The organism is Nonomuraea sp. NPDC005692, assembly GCF_040631115.1.
In the GTDB taxonomy this organism is placed as follows: domain Bacteria; phylum Actinomycetota; class Actinomycetes; order Streptosporangiales; family Streptosporangiaceae; genus Nonomuraea.
The window spans coordinates 25,502-47,951 of record NZ_JBEXYU010000044.1 but is presented as its reverse complement, the minus strand read 5'-3'; the positions used below and the strand labels follow the sequence as shown (position 1 = coordinate 47,951).

The window sequence follows — 22,450 nt, the reverse complement described above, 5'->3', positions numbered from 1 at the left end:
CAAGGCCGAGCGCACCACTCCGTCCGTCCAGTGCCGGCTCCAGCCGAGTTTCGCGCGGGGAAAGGGTTTGCTCAGCGATTCGCCGAACGAACAGGGCTCTTAGGTCAGAATGTTCCGCCGGTACGCGCAGCCCCTTTCGGACCCGACATCGATCGTTCACACTCGTGCCGGTCTACCCACGCGCTGGAAGAATGGCGGTCCTTCTTCCTCGGTCTGATGTCAGCCGGCATGCGCGGCCGCCACTCGAAGCACCGACCACGCCAGGTGGCTGGTCGTGGTTGCTCAGGGCCGATCGAAAGGCGAGAAGTCTCTTCAGAGTGAGGACGCACTTATCTTTTGGCGGCATTTTTGTCGCACGGGAGCATATGGCCCCGCCATGATCCAAGTGGCAGCGTGGGCTGCCCCTGGCGAGGGCCGCCTCCGGTGGAAGGGATCCTATCCTTCCCCTCTTTATGGAGCATCCCATTGCGGGTACCCATTCATGCGCCATCGCTCACTGCACCCTTTCATCAGGGCAGCGGTCAGCACCCTACCCTTTATTACCGCCGCCTCGACCGACAGCTGCGCGGGCCCTCTCCAGCACATGCAGCAGCACGCACGCGCAAGATGTGTTCGCTGTGATTTGTGAGACCGTCCACCACGACATCCAGGTCAACTTCACCGCCGGGACTTCCCCGTTTACGCCGTCGGCTTCCTTGACCCCAGCGACGACCTGGTCCGCACCGTGACCTTCAGCGGGAGCCTCACCTACGTCGATCCGCTTCCCGGCGGGATGGTCGAGACGGTATCCGCTGTCTCCGGCACCAGCACCGTTGGAGCCGGCACTGCCACTCGTATCTGTCCTCCCGGCACCTTCTGCGACTACAGCGAGCAACACCGTCGCCTCCGTGGGGGTCGCCTACTGATCAGCCTCGCCCGGCCCGATCCTCCCTCACTCCTGTAAGGAGCCCTCGATGAAACGATTCCTGACCCGGTTGGTCCCCGTAGCTCTGCTGTCGTTGGTCCTGTTCCCGCTGCCCGCACAGGCCGCCGGCAGCGACGGAATCCTGACCTGTCCGCTGGGCACCATCACCAGCACCTACGACCCTCCGCTCAGTCCGGTCACCCAGCAGGTCGCGCTCGACATCAACGGCACGGTCACCGGATGCCTGCCCAACACCCAGAACATCACCGGAGGACAGTTCCACGCCGACTCCACCGGGAACATCAACTGCCTGACCGGCGGCCCCAGCATGGGGGTGTTCTCCTTCACCTGGAACACCGGCGAGGTCACCAAGGCGAGCTACCCCGAAATCACCATCAGCCCGCGCCCGGTCGGGGTGACCGTCATCCTGCTGACAGGTGAGGTGATCAGCGGCCCCTATGCAGGAGGCACCATGGTCCTGCAGACCACCGTGCTCGACTTCGACGTGACGGCGTGCCTGCGTGGCGACGTCGACGCCCTCGGAGGGGCCATCGAGGTGGTCTTCACCGACCTGTGATACCGAGATCAGGTCGGCCATACGCGGGCCTGATCTCATGTACGCAGTAGCGTCGGGGCCTTCTCGCCTCGCTCGCCGGCCTCAACTGCCGGCCTGACGGACCGACCTGATTGGACTAGCAACGCCATGGGTCATCATGAAAGCACCGCGCTGGTCTTCGGCCAGAGCCTGCACCGAGTGCTCAAAGAGATCGAAACGGCGCTCAGCCGGGCCGACCGTACCGTCGCAGCCGACTTCATCAATGAATTACGCGAGGCGAAAGCGGTCTACACCACCGGTGCCGGCCGGTCGGGACTGGCGGTCGCATCCTTCGCCATGCGACTGGTGCACCTGGGACTGACCGCCCATGTCGCCGGTGATGCGACGACTCCGAGCATCGGCCCAGGTGACCTCCTGGTCGCGTGCAGCGGTTCGGGGGAGAAACCGACGGTGCTGGTCCTGGCCGAGACCGCCAAACAGACCGGGGCGAGGGTGGTCGCGGTGACCGCAGCCGAACACTCCTCGCTGGCCTGGCTGGCGGATCTCGTCGTCACCCTGCCTGAGGGGCGTGGCGGCTATGACTCCTGCGACAGCGAGCAATTCATGGGCACGCTCTTCGAGCAGGCGGCGTATCTGTTCTTCGACAGCGTGGTGCTGACCATGCAGAAGCTTGCTGACATCGAGACCGACGAGATGCGCGACAGACACACGAATCTCGAATGACGGCCGGCCCTCCGCTCGAACCCGATGGCCGGTCATGACCAACCTTGTGGAGGAGCGATGCCCGACAACGCCGAGACATCCGACGGTAAGCCGTCCAGCATGGTGCCACGGCCCCTACCGGACTTTCTCACCGTGACGAACACGAAAATGCGGCTGGGCATGCATGGTCTGCGAAGCTGGATCAGCTCTCTGCTGCAGGAGTCGGACCGGCTCGCTGCGGTGGGATTGTTCGTGTTGGGGCCCTATCCGGCACTGGGGCAGATCGGTCGGCTTCTGGCGGGCAGCGGGCTGGCTTACGGCGCCCAGAACCTGTGGCCTGACGTACCGGAATGCACCGGAGAGGTGAGCGCGGGGCTGCTGGCCGAACTGGGCTGTGCCTACGTCATGGTGGGGCACGCCGACCGGCGGCGCGTCTTCGGCGAGGACGACGCTCTGATCGCCGCGAAGGCCGAATCCGCCGCACGGGCGGGGCTGGTGCCGGTTCTCTGCGTGGGGGAGAGCCGGCCCTGCAGCCGCCCTGAAGTGACACATGTGGTGATCGCCCAGATCGAGCCGGTCCTACGGCAGCTACCCCCCGACGCCGCGCTGGCGGTGATGTACGAGCCGGCATGGACGATCGGCGGCGACAGGGCCGCGGACCCCGCCGACGTGGCAGCCGTGTTCGACGCAGTGACCCAGCAGACCGCGCACCGCGCCGGGCCGACCCGCCTGTTGTACGGTGGCGCCGTGATGCCAGGAGTAATCACCCGACTGGCCTCCACCGTACGTCTGGACGGAATCGGTCTCGGGCGCGCCGCCTACGACACCGACATGCGCCGACGCATCCTGAACGAAGTCCTCGAACAGCGCTGAACCCTACTTCGACGCCTGGATGCCGACCGCGCCTCTTGACGGGCAGGTCACCAGCATGCGGGTTGCAGTGCTTCGCGCCTCGTTCGGTCGTGATCTGACCAGAGTTGGCGGCGGGAAAGCCCAGCGAAATGAGCTCCAACTGACGCAGCTGTGCATGGCTTCCCCTACTTGGCCACAAATCCGTTCGCTGCGGCCGTGCGGGCGCCAGCCGCCGTCGGGAATGTGGCCGAGTCGTCGACGTCCGCGTGGATCGTGTCGCCGGGTGCGGCACCATGGCAGCGGGTGCTGGGCCGGGTGGCACGGCTGGGGACGTCGTGGCGGCGCAGGATGCGGGGTGACGGTCACGTCTCGCTGTGTCGGGCACTTCAGCCGGCTGCATCAGGATGGGCCCTTCTCGTGGCCAGAGCTGTCCCCATGACATCGGCCAGTTCATGAATCGCTGCTCGGCCCTCGGGGACGAGGGAGGCGAACAGGTAGAAGTCATGCCACATGCCGCGGGTGAATCGATAAGTGACCGGCACCCCCTCAGTTCTGGCCCGTTCGGCAAGGGCCCGCGCTTGGTCTCGGAGAATTTCCCGCTCTCCGCAATAGATGATCAATGTGGGCAGCCCTGCCAGCGGACGCAGGGCAGGAGAAACCTGCTCGGGTGATGCTCCTGCTCGGTACAGGGCGGCCGAGAGCCGCAGGGCGCGTTGGGAGATCACCGGGTCAACAGCCGAGTGCCGGACGGCCGTCGCTGTCCAGGGCGACAGCAGCACGACGGCCGCCGGCCTTGCGTGCAGATCACGTGCTCTCATCGCCGCTTCCAGGGCGAGTGCCGCTCCGGAGGAGTCGCCGGCGATGACGAGGCTGTCAGGCGACTTCCCACAGGCGAGCAGCGCGCAATAGGCATCGCTCGCGTCCTCGGCAGGAACGGGATAGGGGTGTTCGGGGGCGCGCCGGTAATGCGGGAGAAAGACGGCTACATCGGCGGCCAGGGCCAGATGGGCGGCCAGAGACAGTGCCAGGCGGGGGGTTCCGGCCACGAATCCACCGCCGTGCAGGAAGAGGACCGTACCTGTGGGTTCGGCGGGTGGCGTCACCTCGAGCGCATCCAGATGCCCGAGTGTGGTGCGTCTGACGTGCACGGCGGCGGGGACGGGGATGGCCCACGCCATCATTGCGACCCACGCGCGCTGAAGCCTCAGCGGAAGAGGCGAGCTCATCACGGACTTCAGGGCGAGGCGTACCAGCCGCTCCATCAGCCAAGCGGGCAGCGAGATCACGAGATCGTGACCGCCAGGCTCTCAGCCACACACTGACCCAACAGATCTGAGTCACGGATCACGTTCGGGTCGATGTTGACAGTCAGGTGACAGGAGTGGCGATACGACAGCAAGGTGACGGTCAGCGCGGAGCCGAGTGTGGGAGCGATGGCGTAGATCTGGGTGGCCTGAGCCCGTCCGATGCTCAGAGGTGCGTCCGGGCCGGCCATGTTACTGACGACGAAGTCGTGGGAGGCGCACAGGCGCAGGAAGGCGGTTTCGAACACGGCCTGCGGGATCAACGGTGACAGGGTGGCGATGGCGCCCATCCAGTCGATGGAGTCACGATGGTAGGCCGTCTTGACGGCGTTGCGGACCATGGCGATGCGATCGGTGATTTCAGGCACGTTACCGGGGACGGCGAAGCGGACGATGAACCAGTGGTTGCCCGCCAGCGCGGGATCGTGTCCGCCGCCTGTCGGCGGACGTCCGTATGGGGAGAAGACCCGCATGTGCCTTCGTGCCGTCCGATGATGCTGGTTGTAGCGCCGGCAGCCCTCCATGACGGCGGCGACCAGCGCGTCGTGAACGGTGCCACCGCCGGCGAGGGCCAGTTGCTTGAAGGGGGCAAGCGGTACGACTGTGGTGTAGAAGCGCCTGGCGAAGTGGCCGTCGGCGGGGGGTACTGGATGGGGCAGGTTGAGCATGTCGCGCCCGGCCTGCGCGAGGAACCATCCGGCCTTGCCGCCGCGCCTGGCCAGGTCCCACCACGAACGTTTCTCTCGCTGTGGCGGGGCGGGCGGGAGCATCGGGTCGATGACGGACCAGTCCGCACCGGCGTGGGTGGCGTCGTTGGCGGCGTGGCGCAAGAACAACTCGCGCAGACGGATGCCGTCGGCCATACTGTGGGAGATTTTTAGCAGATAGGCCGAGCGGCCGCCGTCCAGTCCTTCGATCAGGTAGCCGTCCCAGGGGGATCTACCGTGTTTGAAGGGCACCTCGGCCAGGGTCTCCGCGGTGTCCAGCAGGTCTCGTTGCAAGCCTTTCCCCTTCACCGGCACCCGCTTGAGGTGATGGGACAGTTCGAAGTCGGGGTCTGGCGTCCAGTGGGACCGGCGAAGGAGCCCACGGTGGTTGACGACCTTGGCACGCATGCGTGGCATGAGTGCGATCAGCCCTTCATGCCAGGTGATGAGTTCCTGCCAGTCCAGGGGGCCGTCGAATTCCATGATGGCCAGGATGACCGGCCTGGCCCGATGGCCGGTTTCCAGGCGCCAGACCATCTGGTCCTTTGGGCTCATTTCGTCGGCGTCGTCACGAATGCTGTGACGGTTGGCGGTGAACATCTGTCGTCTCCTGTCGGCCGTGCTAGGGAGCCAGTTCCAACCCATCGATCCGGATGATTACCTCGCCTTGCGGTGTCGTGGCGATGGCCTGAATGCCGCCATGGGTGGCGGCCACCGGAACTCCGGCGGGATGACGGCTGAGCACCTGCAGGTCGTTGAGCTGAGCGGTTGGCTCGATGCGGAGGATGCGATGGGGGGTGGGCCGGCGGCTGGAGCCCGGTGTCGTGCCGGCCGCCTGCAGGACCGCGTCGAGCAGGAGCCAGGGCAGCCGCATGAGCGAGAAGTGTTGCTGTTGCCTCTCGGGCAGTTCCGCCCGCCAGGTGGCTCGCACGCCGTCGGCGGCGTACCGGACGTCGCGCAGGCCGTCGAACGGCCTCGCGAACTCGGTGTCCGCTGATGTCGGATCCCCGTGGCCGCTGATGCTGTCCAGCGCTTCGATGGCAGTGGTGAGGACGGGCACGGCAGAGTCGGCGGCATGCGGCACCCACGGCAGGTCAGTGACGATGTCGGCCTGGAAGTGCAGGCTCGATCGCAGGGCGGGCGCGGGTCTGGAGCGGATTTCTGCGCGTACGACGCCGTCTGCATAGGAGGCAAGGAGATGGTACTCGCTCCGCTCGGGCGCCAGGGCAATGGGGGCGCGGAACCATGCGTCGCGAACGACCAGGAGTGGTGCTCCTCCGGTGAGCCAGGATGCCGCCTGGGCCGCCAGTTCGATGGCCAGCGCCCCGGGCAGAATGCAACGGCCGCGGCGCCGGTGGCCGCGCAGATAGTCGTGGCCGCGCAGATCCAGCTTCCACGACACCAAGGTTCCGTTTCCTTCGACGGGCATGGTGAGGTAGGCGTTGCCGTCGGCGGGCAGCCGGGGAAACTGCGTGCGGATCGTGTGGTGTTCGGCCAGGCCCAGGTGCACGATCACCGCGTGCTGCGGGCCCCGATCTGCGCGGAGTTCGTCGCCGAACAGCCGCTGCCCTTCCAGATCGGACAGGAGACTGAGCCGTCCGGTAGAACGGGTGTATTCGGTGAAACCTGAACGAGGCCCGAGCCCGGACTCGCCCCACATGGTCCAGCAGATGGCAAGCTCACGACATCCGAAGTGGGTACTTTCATAGCGGGCGGCCAGGTTCAGCAGGTCGTTGGCGGGGCCATAGTCGCTCTCACCGGTCAGGCCGATGGCTCCGGCGATGGAACTGAAGCTGCACCACAGCTCGGGAGGCGGCGAACAGAAGGCCGATTTCAAGTGGCGATATCCGTCGATCTTCACGCCGCGCACGCGGCGGAAGACGTCAAGGGATTTGCCGGCGAGCGCGCGGGCGCCGCCGATGCCGGCGGCGTTGACCAGCAGGTCCACGCGTGAATGCGCCCCATACACCTGTGCGGCGGCTGCGTCCACGGCCGCCGGGTCGGTGACGTCACAGGTGAGATAGTGCACGTTCGCAGCGCCGCAGCGCGCTCTCATCGCCCTCAACATCCGCCGCATCTCGGCGATGCGGCGCAGCCGCTCGTACTCCTTGCCGTGCTCGGCGGGGTGAGAGCCAGGTGAACGGCGCAGGCTCTCGCGTATGTAGCTGGCGCGGTCGACACCTTCCGGAAGTGTCGTCGAGCGGGTGAGGTCGGTCGCGGGAGTGCTGCCCAGCAGCCACAGGGTCGGCCGGGCAGTGCCGAGCAGGCCCAGCAGCGCGGTCGCGGTGATACCTCGCGCACCACCTGCGGCCACCACGATGCTGTCGTCAGTGAGGACCGGTGCGCCGCTCGCCGCGGTGAGCGGCGCAGGAACAAGCCGTTCCTCCCACCGCCGACCGTGCCGATAATGGGCGACGGGCAGTCCCCGCTGATACGTGGACTCCACCTCGAGCTGGCCGAACGCCTGATCCATCGGCGCGTCGGTGACGACAGCGTACGTCTCGTGGCCGGTCAGCTCCCAGGTGGCGCACTTGACGAACCCCGTCAGCAGAGCCGAGTGCGGGTGTGGCACGCCGCGGAGCAGCGGATCCAGCACCAAGACAGCCAGCGATCTGCCGACCGGTGCGGTGATGGTGGCCATCCGGCGCGCGGCCAGGAACAGCAGTTCCTGCAAGGTGAGCAGCCGCTCAGGGACCGATCTCGGCCAAGGGGCGTCGTGCAGCGACGTGATCGCACACACCCGTGCAAGGGCGTTCTCGGGTGTGCCGACGAAGGTGTCCTCGGTCGCGTGCGTGATGATCTGACCTGTCCGAGCGCTGGGGTCAGTGCACACGACCGTCGTCTGAGTCGCCTCCGGCATGGCGGAGATCTGCTCGGCGAGACAGGGTGTGTCGGTGAGGACCAGCGTGCCCGGAGGCAGGGCAGGGATGGGGGGCCGGATGGGCATGCCCGGCCGCGGATGAAACACCGCCAGGTGGCGCTCTAGCATGGCCTTCCTTGTCCGCTCGTCTGCGGGACGATGGTGATCGCCGGGCTGTACGGGCCGGTGATGGTGCGGGCCGTGCCGGCCTCGGCGGCGCGCAGCACGTCGACAATCGCGTCGGCGGCCAGATAGGTGGGCCGCTGCGGCGCACAGGCCGGTGCCGCCCAGACGGTAGGGGGGGAGGTGGCGCGTAGCAGCGCGGAAACCGGCCAGCGGCGTTGTCGGGCGAGCTGTAGCCGGGTGAGAACCAGCAGGAACGCGCCCTCCGCGATCTGACCAGGGTCCACGCTGTGATGGCGGGCATGCTGCTCGGCGGGGCCGGTGTTGAGGCCGATCACAAGGGCCAGATCAACCTCGGCGCGCCGCAGGTAGGCGATCGCGACGTGCAGGGCGCTGAGTCCGGAGGAGAGACCGGAGTCCACCATCATGGTGGGCCCGTGCAAATTGTTCCGGTTGGCGATCCAGCCCAATGCCACGCAGGGCATCCGGCCAGGAAGGGTGTAGGCGCCGATGGGCGGGGTCGTGTCGCGATGCCGGGCGAAGAAGGCGGCGCCAGCCGGATCCTCGTCGGTCCCGGCCAGGGCGTGCTCGATGCGGTCGGCAAAGCAGCGCAACGCCGAGTCGCAGGCGAGATGGGTGGGGCCATAGTGTGCGCCGAAGACGGCGGTGCGTTCCTCGAGCCCCTTCCAGAATCGGCCATGCCGATCCGCAAGGTCAGCGGTCACTGACAGCGCCATGAGTTGGCTCCGGTCGAGTTGCGAGGCGATGCCGGGGGCCACTCGAATGCGCTCGAAGGGCGGCACCATATAGCTTTCACCGAAGTGCGGCTCGGCGCTCAGCGGCGAGCCGGCGGCGAGATTGCGCCGCACCTCCTCCCAATCGGGGCCGCCCGGCAGATGAGCGCTCCACCCGATGAGTCCCACCTCATCGGTGAGCGCGGGCGGGCTTGAGACAAGTCCTCGACTGGGCCGCTCGGGATGTTGCAGAAGCAGATACCCGTTGATGCCGCCCAGGCCGCAGGCGAAGACGCCGACCACCGGGCGAGGCTCGGGGAAGGCCGTGTCTCTCCGTGGGATCCTGGCGGGTGAGTTCGCATCGGCCGCCCGCGGCGCGGTGAAGCGGTGCTGCACGGGGACGGTTCCGTGCGCCAAGCCGGACAGCGCCTGGACGACCGAGACGACGCCGCAGGCCATCCCGGTGTGGCCGACGATGGACTTGTTCGAGGTCACCCATGTCCCGCCGGGATATGCACTGGCGATCGAGTGCAGTTCGATCTGGTCGCCGGTGATGGTCGCGGTACCGTGCGCGATGGTCCACGCGACATGCTCGGCGGGCAGATCGTTGACCAGATGTGCTCGCCGTATCGCCCTGACCTGGCCTTGCGAATGCGGCGCGAAGATCGCCTTCCCCTGCCCGTCGCTGGCACCGCCGAAGCCCACCAGAAGTCCGAGTACGTCATCGCCGTCGCGCCGCGCGTCGTCCAGGCGTTTGAGCGCCACCATCGCCGCGCCATCGGAGAACATCGTGCCGTCGGCGTCCGCGTCGAAGGCCCGCACGTCGCCGGAGCGCGACAGTGCTCCCACCTTGGCGAAGTAGACTTGGCGCAGCGGGCCGTGGCTGCTCACGCCGCCACAGAACACGACCTTGGCCTCACCGTCGAGCAACCGCTTGACCCCCAGGTCGACGGCGTAGAGCGCGGCAGGGCAGATGTTGTCCACCACAAGGACTTGGGCGTGGCCGGGCAGCAGGCCATCCACGGCGCGCAGTACCTGAGCATGAGGCAAGAAATCGGCGTGGGGCCGTTGCGCGCACGAATCAGCCTCGGCCAGGACGCGCCGCAGACGGTGGCGGTGCTGTTCAGGATCGCCGTCCAGAAGACGGGCCACACCGTCGGCCGCGAGGTCCGCGGCCAGGGCGATGTCGAGTTCGTGGCTCGCCTCGGTGCTGGCCGCCACGATCACTGCGCACGGCGCTTCTGCTGCGACGGCCACGGTGTCGAGAGTCTGGAGCAGGCTGTGCCGTAACCATGCCACCTGCAGATCGCTGCGTGAGCGTGCCCAGACGGATTCCAGACGCGGATGCGGACTCCAGTCGATAATCTCACCATACATACGGCCATAGGTACGGTCTTCGGCAGCGGGATCGGCGGAGTAGAAGTCACGCGCGTTGAAGCGGCGTGGCTCGCGGAAGACCGGCACGGGCTGCCGGGTGAGGTTCCAGAATTCCTCTGGACTGCTCGCGCCGGGCACGACCAGGCCCGCCCCGACCACTGCTACCAGCGCCGACGTTCCTCCTTCGCTGTTCACGTAGCGTTGAGAAGTTGATCGGCGATCGCCTCCACCGTCAGGGGAGTCGGCTGGTCGTGATCCTTCGGAGTGAAGTGGAAACGGTCCATGACGCGGGCCATGACGAGCCGGTGCTGGAGTGAGTCCAGGCCGAGTTCGGCCTCCAGGTCGATGTCGCTGGTGACGATCTCTGCGGGATATTCCAGCACTTGGGCGTACATTGTCCTGAGCTGCGCGATCAGTTCTTGACGAGTGGGACTCATCTCTTTCCTCCTATGGGCGGCCGGGCATGCCGAGAGTGGCGCGGATGTGGGCCGGAGTCGTTCGCGTCCTGAACGGCGCGATGGCCTGGGCGCTGGGCACAGCCGCCTCCACCAGGTCGCACAGTGTGCGCTTCAGGCCGCACTCCACGAAGGTCCGCACGCCGCTCGCGTGTAGTTCTCTGACGGCGCTCAGAAAGTCGACCGGCAAAATCATCTGCAGGGCCAGAGACAGGGCGAGGTCGTCACAGCCGAGGTAATAGCGACCCAGGACCGGCGAGTAGACCAGGCAGCTCAGCGGTTTCGGCTTGATGCTCCCCAGGCTTTGCAGATAGTCCTGGTAGGCCCGGGCGAGCAGGGGATGGTGTTGCGGGTAGGCGCCGGTACGCAGCCGCTTGGCGGGGCCGACCTGGCCATCGCTGTCGCGCAGCAGCCGGTCGATCTCTTCTGCCGGTCCGGACAGCACCACTTGTTCCGGACCGTTGATCGCCGCGATCACTGTCTGCCCGTAGGCCGCCACCTGTTGGCGGGCTTGCCGGGGAGTAAGGGACAGCGCCAGCATCGCGCCCGCAGGGATGGCATGACGGCGAAGGGTAGCGCCGCGCTCGCACAGCAGCGTGGCGCCGTCGGTGACCGACAGCCCGCCGGCGGCGACGAGCGCCGCGTACTCGCCGAGGCTATGGCCGAACAGCACGTCAGCGGCGAGGCTGCCACTCTGCGCAAGCAGGCGATGGCAGATGACCTCGGCGGCGAACACCGCCAGCACCATCAGGTCCTCGCCGGGTGGTTGTCCGCCTGCGGCGGGCGCGTGAAGGAGTGCGGGAGTCATCGAGGGCAGGCCGTATGGCCGTGACGCGGAGTCAACCTGCGCCGCAACCTCTTCGACGATCCGGCGCCCCTGCGGGCATGCCGAGAACGCGGCGGGGAAATAGGAGCCGAGGCCGGGGAACATCAAGGCCGTGCGTCCCATCATCGCTCTCCGAAAAGCAGGATCGGCTTGAGGCTGACGCCCTGTTCGCAGTCCGCGGCTGCCCGGTTGATCTCGTCGAACGGATAAGCGGTGATCATTTTGTCGAACGGCAGGCGCCCTTGGGCGTGCAACTGGGCCAGAAGCGGGATGAAGACCTGGGGAACACTGTCGCCCTCGACGATGCCGCGGATCTGACGGCCGAACATCAGACCGGACATCTCCAACGCCACCTCGGTGCCGGGAGCGGCGCCCCCCAGCAGGCCACACGCACCGTGAGCAGTGAGCGAGTCGACCGCCATGCGCAACACGGACGGCACCCCGGCGGCCTCGATGCTGTAGTCGACGCCCTGGTTCGCCGTCAGCGCCCGCACTTCCTTGACGGGATCGGTCTTGGCCAGGTCGATGGTGTGGGTGGCCCCAAGTTCTTCGGCCAGCCGCAGCCGGGCGGGGTTACGTCCGACCGCGACGATGGGCGCGCATCCGGCGATCACCGCCGCCATCACCGCACTGCAGCCGACCGCGCCCGCCCCGAACACGGCGATGCTACTGCCGGGTTCACAGCGCAAGCTGTTGAGCACGCTGCCGGCTCCGGTCTGCACGCCGCAGCCCAGGGGCCCGAGCAGGTCGAGGGGAAGCTCTTCGGGAACCTTGCTGACGCAGCGCAGCGATGCCAGGGAGTGGGTGGCGAAGGAGGACTGGCCGAAGAAGCCGTGCACGGGCGCCCCGGCGAGCCGGATCGCGGTCGTGCCATCCCGCCTGGTGCCACTGAAGTTGCGCGGTACGAAGTTCGCGCAATAGGCCGGGGCGCCCTGCAGGCAGGACCGGCAGGTGCCGCAGGAATCGAAGCTGAGGACGACGTGGTCGCCTACGCTGAGCGCCGTGTCGCCAGCCGGACCGGCTCCGATCGCCTCGACTATGCCGGCGCCTTCGTGTCCGAGCACGACGGGCAGAGGCACCGGATACCACTGATCACGGACGATGAGGTCGCTGCGGCAGATCCCCGAACTCACCAGCCGGACGAGAACCTCTCCGGCGGACGGTTCTGCCAATTCGACCTGCCGTAATTCAAACGGGGCTCCGGCCGCCTTGGTCACGGCCGCGGTCATCAACATCGAGCTGCTTTCCCTCACTTGTGCTGCACGCTCAGTCATCAGGTCGAGGCATAAAACTGCCGCGGCTGCCATGGCGAGCAAATCACTCTTCAGGCAATCATGCATTTACTCATGTGTCAATGATGCGTGAATTTGCATGTTGACGCACTGCATGCGCCCCACAATTACCATCGAGCAAGCTCTGTACCTTTTACGAACAGACGTTACAGTGCGAAAAGGAATATTGTGTGTATGATGACCTGAGATTATGGAGGTGTATTTTGACAACCGACCCATCCCCAGCGGAGTATGTCGTGGTCGGAGGAGGATCAGCAGGCAGCGTCCTGGTTCGCAGGCTGCTGGACGCGGGGCACTCGGTCCACCTTCTGGAAGCGGGCGGCCCAGACACGGGTCCCCTTACCGGCCCACTCATCCGCGATCCTCGCGGCTGGCCCCTGCTGTTGCTGAGCCGTCATACCGCTAACTTGGCGACCATCCCGCAGCGAGAGGCGTATCGACGCCGACTGCGCTGGACGCGCGGTACCGTGCTGGGCGGCGGCAGCGCGGTCAACGCCGCAGTCTACGTGCGCGGCCACGCTCACGACTTCGACGCCTGGGCGCAGGCAGGCTGCCATGGGTGGAGCTGGCAGGACGTACTGCCGCTGTTCAAGCGCTCAGAAGACTATGCGCTCGGCCCTGCGCTCCACCACGGCAGCGGCGGCCCGCTGCCCGTCGAGCCCATCACCGACCCCAACCCGCTCTCCCTGGCCTTTCTTCAAGCGGCCCAGGAATACGGCCATCCGCTCACTCATGATTTCAACGGCGAGAACATGACCGGCGTCGGCTGCAATCACCTCAACACCCGCGACGGGCGACGCGTCTCCGCCTGGAACGGCTTCGCCGGTCCGCTTCTGAATCACCGGTTGCTTACTGTCACCACCGGCGTCCTGGCGCACCGCATCCTGTTCAACGCCGGTCGCGCGGTGGGAGTGCAGTACTCGCAGCGCCACCAGTCGAAGCCGGGTCGCATCGTGACGGGCAGTGCACGGACTCACGTCGCCAGAGCGCACACCGAAGTGATCGTGTGCGCGGGCGTCATCGGTTCGCCTGCGCTGTTGCTGCGCAGTGGCATAGGGCCGGCCGAACACCTACGGGCGCTGGATCTGCCCGTCATCACCGACCTGCCGGGGGTCGGCCAAAACCTGCACGACCATCTGCTGGTTCCCGTGGTCTACAGGTCAGCCCGCTGGCTACCCTGGCGCACGCGCAATTTCGCTGAGGCTCAACTGTTTGCCCACAGTGGTCGGCATCCGGGGCCGGCCCCGGATCTCATGCCGGTCCTGATGCACCTGGTCTACCCGCCCAGACTGCTACCGCCACCCGGTCACGGCTACACCATCGCAGCCGGGCTGGTACGGCCGTTGTCGCGCGGAACGTTGCGGCTCGCTGGCGCCGACCCAGATGTTGCCGTGCGGGCCGACCCTCAGGTCCTGACCGAGCCCGCTGATCTGGAGGTGCTGGTGCAGGCCGTGCGGATGTGCCGCGACATCGGCGATCAGGCACCGCTGCGCAACTGGCGCAGCGTCGAAGTGCTGCCAGGCCCCAGCGTGAAGGACGACTCGGATCTGCGGGCGTTCGTCCGGCAGACGGTCAGCACCTATCATCATCAGGCGGGAACCTGTCGGATGGGAACGGATCCGCGAGCCGTCGTGGCTCCTGACCTGCGCATCCATGGCGTGGACGGCCTCCGGGTGGCCGACGCCTCTATCATGCCCCGCGTTCCTTCAGCCAATATCAACGCTGCTACGATCATGATCGGGGAGAAGGCGGCTGACCTGGTGCTCTCCTGATCGGCGCAGATGGCCGATCAGCGCTTGCGCAGCAGGTGGACGGCCAGTGCCCCGGCCAGCAGCGACGCTGAGCCGATGCCGAGCTTCTTGAGTAAGCTCCCCCCCACGTCGGGCTGCAACCCCTTGCGGACCTGCACGGACAATTCCTGATCGGCCAGGTCGTGCACGACACTGCGGATGCTGTCGTAGCCGGTTGTGGCGGTCAGCATGAGGTCGGTGAACAATTTGGCGGTCTGCGCTGGAGAGAAGAGCTCGGCCGCGAGCTCGAACAGGATGCCGGGCAGTTCCTCCTGGAACACCTCGACTACCATCAGCTCCGGAGCCAGGTAGCGGACCGCCCCCTCCAGATTGGCGAAGGACTTGGCCAGGATCGAGACCATGGGACTGGTGGCGATCCCCCGCTTGGCCGACTGCCTCAGCACGGTGCCGAGGGTGACGCCGAAGTTCAGCTCTTCAAGCGAGGCCGCATGCACCTTGGGCACGATAAGAGCCATGTCCGAGGCGAACGCCCGCAACTGCGTCCACTGAGTCAGGTACCCCATCTCGGTCCACGCTCTCGCGGCTGTGGGAGCGTCGTTGAGCACCAGACCGAGCAGGACTCGCACCATCGAGTGGCTGAGATGGCGGTCAATGCTGCCCACCATTCCCCAGTCGATGATCGATGCCTTCTCCCCCGGCGCGACGAAGATGTTGCCTGGATGTGGATCGGCATGGAATGTGCGATGGATGAAGTAGCTGTGAAACATCAGGGCGAGCAGATCCCGGCCTATCTCCAGGCGTTCGTCCAATAGGAAGTCCGGCCGCTTGGCGTCCCTGATCGAATATCCGGGCGCCAGCCCCTGAATCAGCACCCGCGGTGTCGCGTGCAGCACCTCAGGAACGCTCAGCGTCTCGAACTGCCCGACTATCGGCCGTGCCCGATCCATGTTGCCGGCCTCCAGGCGGAAGTCCAGTTCCGGTCGCATGGCATCGAAGATCACGCCAAGCATCGCGTCGAGGTCCAGGACGCTGGTGAACTTGGGCGCACAGCGCCCAACCAGCCGCGTCGCCCGACGCAAGATGGCCATGTCCGCGCGGATGATGGGCTCGATGTCCGGCCGCTGCACCTTGATCACCGCTGGCCGTCGATCCCGCAAGGTGACTCGGTAAACCTGGGCGAGGGAAGCCGCTCCCAGCGGCCTAGCGGTCTCGATTTCCCGAAAATTCCGCCGCCAGTCCAGACCGAGTTCCTCCTCCAGGACGGGTTCGAAGACGGTGAACGGGGCCGGTGTCACCTGATCGTGCAGCTTGCCCAGCTCCTGCCGAACGGGCTCAGACACGAGGTCTGGGCGCGTTGACAGGATTTGGCCGACCTTGGTGTAGAACGGTCCCAGTTCTTCGAACGCCTTCCTGATCGCCTGGGGACGCCACTGCTCGAACTCCCAGGCTGAACCTCTCTCGCTCCTGAACACCTTGCCTCGCTGTTTGAGCTCCTCGGCCATCAGCCCGGCCATGACGCTCACGACTTTGTGTAACCGGCCTCCGCTCACCGAAGTCGACCCTGTCCGGAGCTCTTGCGGGACGTCACCGCGGGCGCCTACTCCGGGCCGTCCTGTTGAGAAGCGGAGATGTCATCCAGCCTGCGCGACAGGCGGCTCAGTTCGTCGCGAAGCTCGCCGAGTCTCTGCCTCAACTCGTCGTCGAGTTCATAACGACGGTGGTCATCCTCCTCAAAGCGGTATGCCCGGCGGCTCTGACGTGGACGGCTAGCCCGCTCGTCCAGCGCCCGGCGTGCCGACCTTCGCACCCCCCTTTCGAAGTCGTATCCACGATCGAGAACGTCGTCGAGAAAGTCTCTCGTCTCGTCGATGACGTTTCCTAGATAGCGGCTCACACTCGGGCGAGATCGAGTTGTGTCTGGCTCTCGATAATCGACGTAGCGTCTGCTCGTTCTGGACACCCGCACATCCTCCTTAAGGTCAGGACTCTCGGCATGGTATCGCCAGCTTTGCGCTTCTTCTATCAACAGAATGGCTAGAGTAGTGTGGATTTCACGAGAGGCTTATAAGTGTCTTTCGAATCCAATGAACGGGTTTCCGTCAATCGGGCAGGGCGAAGATCTCAGCGACCGACGCGGCCAGCAGCGCCCGGCGTCGCGCGGTGGCCACGGCCGGGCCGCTCGCGCCATTCGTAGTAACCCGAGCGGGACACGCCCAGCCAAGCACGCATCCGGGCAATTGCGTGATGCGCCTTCTCCACGTCGACGAGCTCGCACTTGGCGAGCGTCATCGGGTCTCCGATACGGGGAAGGCGCCCGCTTTTTCAGGGAGATCAACGTCTCGCGGAGCTCGGCGTTCTCCCGCTCTACACCGGGGAATCCACTCCGCCGCAGTCCTGATGAACTCGATAGGGAGCAGCATCGACACAGTCGCCCCGGCGCACGAAGCAGATCCGGTGGTCGCCCATGACCATGTTGAGAATTGCACAGGCATCGCGGTCATCGTAGTGACCCGGCTTGCCAAGCAGGTTGACCAGGTAGCGGTGTTCCCAGGGAAAAGCACACCGACGACGAGGCCGACGCCCAGGAGTTCGTCGATGGTCAGCCTTTGGGACGTGACGGTTCACTCGACGCGCCCGAGTCTCGGTCCAGGTTTGACCGACGATCACCGTCGGAGATTCGCTGCCGCATGGATGGCTGACTCGGATTCACGCATCAGCAGTTGCTGACAGCATGAGCGGAGAGTCGAGCTGATAACGGCGGCCGGCTTCCGCGAGAAGCGCCGCCAGCCATCCGAGGCTGTCCAGCGACCACTCGACCAGGGTGCCGTCGACGGTCACCCGGTGCAGGGCCGGGCCGAACCACAACTCATCGGTAATGGCAGGGCACAGCAGGACAGGGTCATCGTCGGTGAGGAAGAAGTCGTCAAAGACGTCTTGCTTCAGCTCTCGCAGCCAGTCGATCATGTCCGGTGCCACAGATCGAATCGACGCATTCTGTCCGCCGTCCAGCGTCACCCGTACGCGCGTTCTCTCCCGTGATCGAAGGTCGGCGAACCAGCCGATCTCCTGCAGAAGTCGCACCACGGCGCCGGTGCGCCGGGCCTCGACTCCAGGCGAGACCAGGCTTTGCACCGGCAGCAGAACCTGAAGGGCCTTCAGATGCAGCACGCCCACGTGAGCGGCGACACTCTGTGCACAGGCCAGGAACGGCTGGACAGGCAGCGGTCGATCGACCCCGGTCGGCGTGGGCAGCGACACCTGGAACCAGGCAGCACGGGAGTGTCGAAGACCGGCCGAAGAGTCGAACCCGGCGTCGTTCATCCCCCACAGGCCGCAGTCGTCTCCGGTGGGCTCGGTGAGCCATCCCATCGCCGACGATCGAGCGGCGAACAGACTGTAGGCGTCGGGAGCCGGAGTCGACTCTCGCCATGAGTAAGGCGTCAGTTCGCCATGCAAGGCTGCGAACATCGTACTGTCGACTGCAACGCTCACGGTCACCTCTCGTCCTACTGCCTGCAGCGGATGTTCCGCCCGCCCGTGGTGAGCGTGTTCGGCGGGTCGAGCACGCTGACGACGTCCACGTCGATGACGCTACGCCACTCCGTCACAGTGCTGCTGTGACATGTTGCTCGACCGGTGGCGCGGTGGCCAGCACCACCGCCGGATCGGACCGTGGCTTTGCCTGCCGTACCGGCATCTCGCCACTCACCGTCAATGCGCTGCTGCAACTGCACTGTGACGACCGCCGTCGTCGCGTTGCAGTTGATGTTGACCCACCATCCGTGTCCGGACGCTTCCCAGACAGAAGACGAGAGATGGACGTAATCGCCTCTGGTCTCAAAACCGCATATGCCTGCTCGGGCCGGAGTGAAGGTCTCATATCGGTTGCTGAGTCCGGGGGCTGCCGCAGCAACAGCCGGAGCGGGCATAAGGGGCGCGGAGGCGACGACAAGCACAGCGGAGAGCAGAACTACGGATCCGGGGGAAGGAGCCACGAAAAGCCTCCTGATGGCGGGAAATCAGGAACCTTGCTGAATGCAATCACACTATCACGCAGAGTACATGGATCGATTAGTACAACGGCTGACGGTTTCTCCATGTCGCGTGACGTCCAACCGTCACCGGCAGCGAACGCCCCCTCAGCCACGCCGCGAGGGAGCAGCACCTAGCGAAACCGATCAGCAATGAAGGACCGATCCAAGCCGAAATGCCTGATGCCCGCACGTCCGACGCATCAGCTCATCCCAATTCCCCCGTCGCGCCTGCCCTCTTGACCAGTCGCCCCCATCGTGACGAGCGCTCGAACTGCCGGGCAATCACCGCCCCAGTTGGAAGTTGTCCTTGTTCATGCGCAATCGTCGTGGCCCATGCCCAAGCCCTGCGCTGGAGCGCTCGCTCCCCTTCCGAAGAGGTCGATGTGAAAGACCCCCTCATCGGCCCTTCCGACCGCGATGTCTCATGGCGGAGGGTGCCACGCCCTGATTCGGCACGGTCAGCAGATTGCCGGACCTGGCACATCAACATCTCGTATGCGCCGATAAGCGCCAGGCTGGGCCAGCCGGCGATCAGCCGAGCGATCACCGTCGGTTCCGCCACCGCAACGTTCGCCCCGATGCTCGCCAAGCTACTGATGATCAACAGAGCCCATGGGAGAAGACCGCCGCGAAGCCCCTGCCTGCTGGCGCCGAGGAGCGACATCGAAGCCGCCACAATCGTGCCGTCCACCGCCAGCGGAATGAGCGCAGCGGCGAGCTCGTCCTCGCCGTGGGCCAGAGCCAGCTCACGCATGTGCCGGTACGACACGACGGCAGCGATCGCGGCCAGTACGAACACAGCTCCTGTGGTCGTACGTCGAATCCACCGGTCTGACGACGGCTTCTCCACGACTGGCAGTCGCGTCATCGAGGCGGGGTGCCCCTCGGAACCCGGCGGATTCTGGACGGGAGCAACGGACTCGACAACTGCCCCGCTCACTTCTGGTCACCCGCCTGCGGCGATCGGCCCTTGCAGTACGACCACACCGCAAGCGACCGGACCCTCTTGACCGTCGCCTGAGAACACCATGTCCATCTCGGCATGAACCGCACGACAGGCAACGCGCCCACTGCCAGAGCGTCGCCAGAGACAGATGGTCGGCGCGGCACGAATTGGGCATCGTATTGCCGGTTCTCAGTGCAGGCGCGGCCGAACCAGGCCACCGGGAGAAGAATCTCGGTGGCCTGGCCCGCCTCGTCCCCCTTGGCGTGATGCCAAGAGGAACTCACGGCTGGTGTCGCTCGAACGGGCAACGCAGAACCTCCCAGACGGCTTCAGGCTGCCGCGCCTCGATCTCGTCGCCTTCCGCTCTATCGATCGGGTGGCGTCGACGGGCAAGGCCGACCGCCCGCTTCGCGGTTGACCAGGCCCTGCAGACTACGCCGCCGAAGCCCGTTCGGGAGGCCCTGAGCAGGCCCTATGTAACCTTCCAGTCACTCTCGGAACTCATCGAAGTCGAGTCGGCGACGGCGGCAAGGATGCGAGCGCGGGCGAGCTCGCAGAACTGTTCGCTGAGTTCGATCCCGATGAATGATCTGTTGAGTTGCCGTGCGGCAAGTGCCGTGGTTGCCGCTCCGGCGAACGGGTCGCAGACCGTGCCGTGGGGCCGGCAGCCGGCGGCAATGGCCCGTAGTGGGATATCGATGGGGAATGCCGCGAAGTGTGCCGCCTTGAGGGGGCGGGTGGAGATGGACCAGACGTCTCCGGGATTTCGGCCCTGTGGGTGCCCGGCGGTATGCCGTTGCCCCGTCGCTGACATGGAGGTGCCGTGGCGCTTGCCGCAGAAGGCGCCTTGGTCCTCGCGGTATTTGCCGTCATCAGGCCAGGGTGTCGCGATGCTGTTGGGCTCGTTGCCGCCCTGGTGCGCGCGGCGAGACAGAGAGCGGTCGCCTGCACAGGGCTCCCGGATGGCATCCAGGTCGAACCAGTAGCGGCGTTGTTTCACGAGCAGGAAGAGCATCTCGTATCGGGTGGAGACGCGATCGAGCACGGACTGCGGCATCGCGTTCGGCTTGTGCCAGACGATGGCGTTCCGCAGGATCCAGCCGTCCTCCTGCAATGCGAAGGCGACGCGCCACGGCATGCCGAGCAGGTTCTTGGGCGGCACGGACTGCCGGGAACGGGGGCGGACCATGGGTTGGAGTTCGTTGTAGCCGGCACCTCGGGCCCAGCCGTCCGAGTTCGAGGCGTAACAGTCGCCGATGTTGAGCCAGAGCGTCCCGTCATCGGCCAGCACTCTGCGCGCCTCACGGAAGGTTGTCCTGAGGGTCTCGACGTAGGCGGCCGGACTGTCCTCTTGGCCGTACTGCCCGTCCACGCCGTAGTCGCGAAGGCCGTAGTACGGAGGGCTGGTGACCAGGCAGTCCACCGACGCGCCCGGGAGCTCTGCGAGCATCTCCCGCGCATCGGCGAGGTAGAGGGTGGTGGGACCGTCGGTCCAGTAGGGCTGCCTCATCGCGCCACCCCCTGGGCGGCATAGCCGAGGAGCAGCCGCAGGACCGGAGTCAGAGACGACCTCGCTTCCTTTCGGCCATCCGAAACGGATGAACCCGAGATCTTGGACGTCGATGATGCGGCATGCGTGCGCGTAGTCATCGCTTGTTGGGGCGGGCCTCAGATCCGCACGCCCATGTCCCGCGGTGAACCGCTGTAGGGCGCCTTCACAGGCCAACAAGAACCTTCGGCGAGCCTCTGGCGCAGCTCTGACATGCCATCAGCGGCAGACGGCGACATCTGGCGGCGCCAAGGGCCGATTGTCAGCGCAAGGCCACTGGCGAAGGACCGCCAGAGGGATGCCAGAAGTAGCTCCTAAACCGGGTTGCGAGACCGAAATTCCTCTCGCAGTGGAGCAGCCCGATGAGTACCGACCTTCGCGAGACGCCCTTCAGGAACCGCTCACCCCTCGATGTCGCCGAGCACGTCTTCCAACTCCTGGCGTGCGCTCCCGGCGGCTTGGCCCTCGACGGCAGGGACCTCCCCCACGGCCTGCCCCGACGTCCCGTCCTGCTGACGGAGCTTCGCGATCTGCTGAGCGCACCTACCCTGCCCGACTCGACGAAGGATGGCGCCTGGCGCGAGCTCGTGATCCGGGCACGCGGTGAAGGCCGGCAATGGCTGGTCGCAACGGCCGGGATGGCCGAGCCGGCCCTACGGAAGATCTGCGGCCGACTCGGCCTCTATCTCGCACGCGGGAAACGGGACGACGTCGAGGCCGCTGTGCTGGCCGCCTTCATCAGCGCCGTCAAGAACATCGACCTCGCCCCGTGCAACGTCCTGCAGCGGCTCTGCGCCGCGGCTCGCGGCGCAGGCGAGCGGGCCCGGCAGAAGGCTGAGGCCGAAGCGGCCCACCACCCTGACATGCCCGGGCCGGCATCCGGATCAGACCAGGCACGGCAACGGCGTCACGACTCGATTCTTGCCGATGCCGTTCTTGCCGGCGACCTCGATCCAGCTCTGGCCCGAGCCGTCACCTCCGCCATCCGCAGACGGGCGGAGAACACCCCCAAGACTTCCGCGCGGGGCCGGATCACCTCAGATCCGAAGCCCGGCATCATCAAGCAGAAGGGAGGCTGGGGCACCCCCACCGGCTCCGCGCGGAACCTCTCATCACCACGACCCCGGCGCTATTTCCTCCGCGCCATCGTGATGGCGGCAACGGTTGCCGTCGTTCTCGCCGCCGCGGCACAGGCGGCGGCAGCCGAGCCCACGCGTCATCTATACGCCGCGGCAGTGCCGAAGGATCTCAACACGGTCTTCGACAATCTCCGGAACTGGCTCATCGGGCTGCTTGCCGGACTGGCAACGCTCATGCTCACCATCGGCGGTCTGCGTTACCTGGTGGCAGGCGGGGATCCCGGCGAAGTCCAGAAGGCCAAGGCGGCACTCAAGGCCGCCGCGTTCGGCTACGGCCTTGCCATCCTGGCGCCGCTGTTCGTCAGCGTGCTCAAGCGGATCGTGGGCGGCGGGTGACCC

The 22,450-nt window shown here is 66.2% G+C and carries 17 protein-coding genes; 5 read left to right on the top strand and 12 right to left on the bottom strand.

Annotated elements, in window-relative coordinates; translation table 11 throughout:
* Positions 1 to 953 precede the first annotated feature (953 nt).
* The 3 genes from ABZ459_RS47520 (at position 954) to ABZ459_RS47510 (ending at position 3,035) form a co-directional block, all read left to right on the top strand.
* Positions 954 to 1,481 (top strand): hypothetical protein, encoded by a 528-nt coding sequence (locus ABZ459_RS47520; protein WP_357986316.1) that lies wholly within the window; start codon positions 954 to 956, stop codon positions 1,479 to 1,481.
* A 126-nt stretch (positions 1,482 to 1,607) separates the two neighbouring features.
* Positions 1,608 to 2,183, top strand: coding sequence for a 6-phospho-3-hexuloisomerase (hxlB, locus tag ABZ459_RS47515; protein ID WP_357986313.1), 576 nt, complete (start codon positions 1,608 to 1,610; stop codon positions 2,181 to 2,183).
* Positions 2,184 to 2,240: 57 nt separating this feature from the next.
* Positions 2,241 to 3,035: a triose-phosphate isomerase family protein gene (locus ABZ459_RS47510; protein ID WP_357986310.1), complete on the top strand. Its 795-nt coding sequence runs from the start codon at positions 2,241 to 2,243 to the stop codon at positions 3,033 to 3,035.
* 365 nt (positions 3,036 to 3,400) lie between these two features.
* On the opposite strand, the gene ABZ459_RS47505 is transcribed toward ABZ459_RS47510, so the two are convergent.
* From ABZ459_RS47505 to ABZ459_RS47475, 7 genes are read right to left on the bottom strand one after another with little or no spacing between them, the layout of a single operon-like run.
* Positions 3,401 to 4,300 (bottom strand): alpha/beta hydrolase fold domain-containing protein, encoded by a 900-nt coding sequence (locus tag ABZ459_RS47505; protein ID WP_357986307.1) that lies wholly within the window; start codon positions 4,298 to 4,300, stop codon positions 3,401 to 3,403.
* Entirely contained in the window at positions 4,297 to 5,625 is a 1,329-nt protein-coding gene (locus ABZ459_RS47500; protein ID WP_357986304.1) for a wax ester/triacylglycerol synthase domain-containing protein, read from the bottom strand. The genes ABZ459_RS47505 and ABZ459_RS47500 overlap by 4 nt, the downstream gene beginning before the upstream one ends.
* A 22-nt stretch (positions 5,626 to 5,647) precedes the next feature.
* The gene (locus ABZ459_RS47495; RefSeq protein WP_357986301.1) at positions 5,648 to 8,014 is read right to left on the bottom strand and encodes an SDR family NAD(P)-dependent oxidoreductase; all 2,367 of its coding nucleotides are present in this window, start codon (positions 8,012 to 8,014) and stop codon (positions 5,648 to 5,650) included.
* A complete protein-coding gene (locus tag ABZ459_RS47490) occupies positions 8,008 to 10,314 on the bottom strand; it encodes a beta-ketoacyl synthase N-terminal-like domain-containing protein (protein WP_357986298.1) in 2,307 nt (768 codons plus the stop codon). The genes ABZ459_RS47495 and ABZ459_RS47490 overlap by 7 nt, the downstream gene beginning before the upstream one ends.
* A complete protein-coding gene (locus ABZ459_RS47485; protein WP_357986296.1) occupies positions 10,311 to 10,556 on the bottom strand; it encodes an acyl carrier protein in 246 nt (81 codons plus the stop codon). Before ABZ459_RS47485 ends, ABZ459_RS47490 begins: the two co-directional genes overlap by 4 nt.
* A gap of 10 nt (positions 10,557 to 10,566) precedes the next feature.
* Positions 10,567 to 11,526 (bottom strand): acyltransferase domain-containing protein, encoded by a 960-nt coding sequence (locus tag ABZ459_RS47480; protein ID WP_357986293.1) that lies wholly within the window; start codon positions 11,524 to 11,526, stop codon positions 10,567 to 10,569.
* On the bottom strand, positions 11,523 to 12,674 hold the full coding sequence (locus tag ABZ459_RS47475; RefSeq protein WP_357986291.1) for an NAD(P)-dependent alcohol dehydrogenase: 1,152 nt from the start codon (positions 12,672 to 12,674) through the stop codon (positions 11,523 to 11,525). Before ABZ459_RS47475 ends, ABZ459_RS47480 begins: the two co-directional genes overlap by 4 nt.
* A gap of 188 nt (positions 12,675 to 12,862) precedes the next feature.
* Here ABZ459_RS47475 and ABZ459_RS47470 point away from each other — a divergent pair, with 188 nt between their 5' ends.
* Entirely contained in the window at positions 12,863 to 14,464 is a 1,602-nt protein-coding gene (locus tag ABZ459_RS47470) for a GMC family oxidoreductase N-terminal domain-containing protein (RefSeq protein ID WP_357986288.1), read from the top strand.
* A 17-nt stretch (positions 14,465 to 14,481) separates the two neighbouring features.
* Here the strand turns inward: ABZ459_RS47470 and ABZ459_RS47465 are convergent, their stop codons facing one another.
* The 5 genes from ABZ459_RS47465 to ABZ459_RS47445 form a co-directional block, all read right to left on the bottom strand.
* Positions 14,482 to 15,957, bottom strand: coding sequence for an AarF/UbiB family protein (locus ABZ459_RS47465; RefSeq protein ID WP_357986285.1), 1,476 nt, complete (start codon positions 15,955 to 15,957; stop codon positions 14,482 to 14,484).
* Between the two features lie 607 nt (positions 15,958 to 16,564).
* Positions 16,565 to 16,732: a hypothetical protein gene (locus ABZ459_RS47460; protein WP_357986282.1), complete on the bottom strand. Its 168-nt coding sequence runs from the start codon at positions 16,730 to 16,732 to the stop codon at positions 16,565 to 16,567.
* Between the two features lie 417 nt (positions 16,733 to 17,149).
* Positions 17,150 to 17,935, bottom strand: a complete 786-nt coding sequence (locus ABZ459_RS47455) for a hypothetical protein (protein ID WP_357986279.1) — start codon at positions 17,933 to 17,935, stop codon at positions 17,150 to 17,152.
* A 747-nt stretch (positions 17,936 to 18,682) separates the two neighbouring features.
* Positions 18,683 to 19,276 (bottom strand): DUF2637 domain-containing protein, encoded by a 594-nt coding sequence (locus tag ABZ459_RS47450; protein WP_357986276.1) that lies wholly within the window; start codon positions 19,274 to 19,276, stop codon positions 18,683 to 18,685.
* Between the two features lie 619 nt (positions 19,277 to 19,895).
* Positions 19,896 to 20,933 (bottom strand): site-specific DNA-methyltransferase, encoded by a 1,038-nt coding sequence (locus tag ABZ459_RS47445; RefSeq protein ID WP_357986273.1) that lies wholly within the window; start codon positions 20,931 to 20,933, stop codon positions 19,896 to 19,898.
* A gap of 401 nt (positions 20,934 to 21,334) precedes the next feature.
* On the opposite strand from ABZ459_RS47445, the gene ABZ459_RS47440 reads away from it, so the two are divergent.
* Positions 21,335 to 22,447, top strand: a complete 1,113-nt coding sequence (locus ABZ459_RS47440; RefSeq protein WP_357986270.1) for a pilin — start codon at positions 21,335 to 21,337, stop codon at positions 22,445 to 22,447.
* Positions 22,448 to 22,450: the final 3 nt, after the last annotated feature.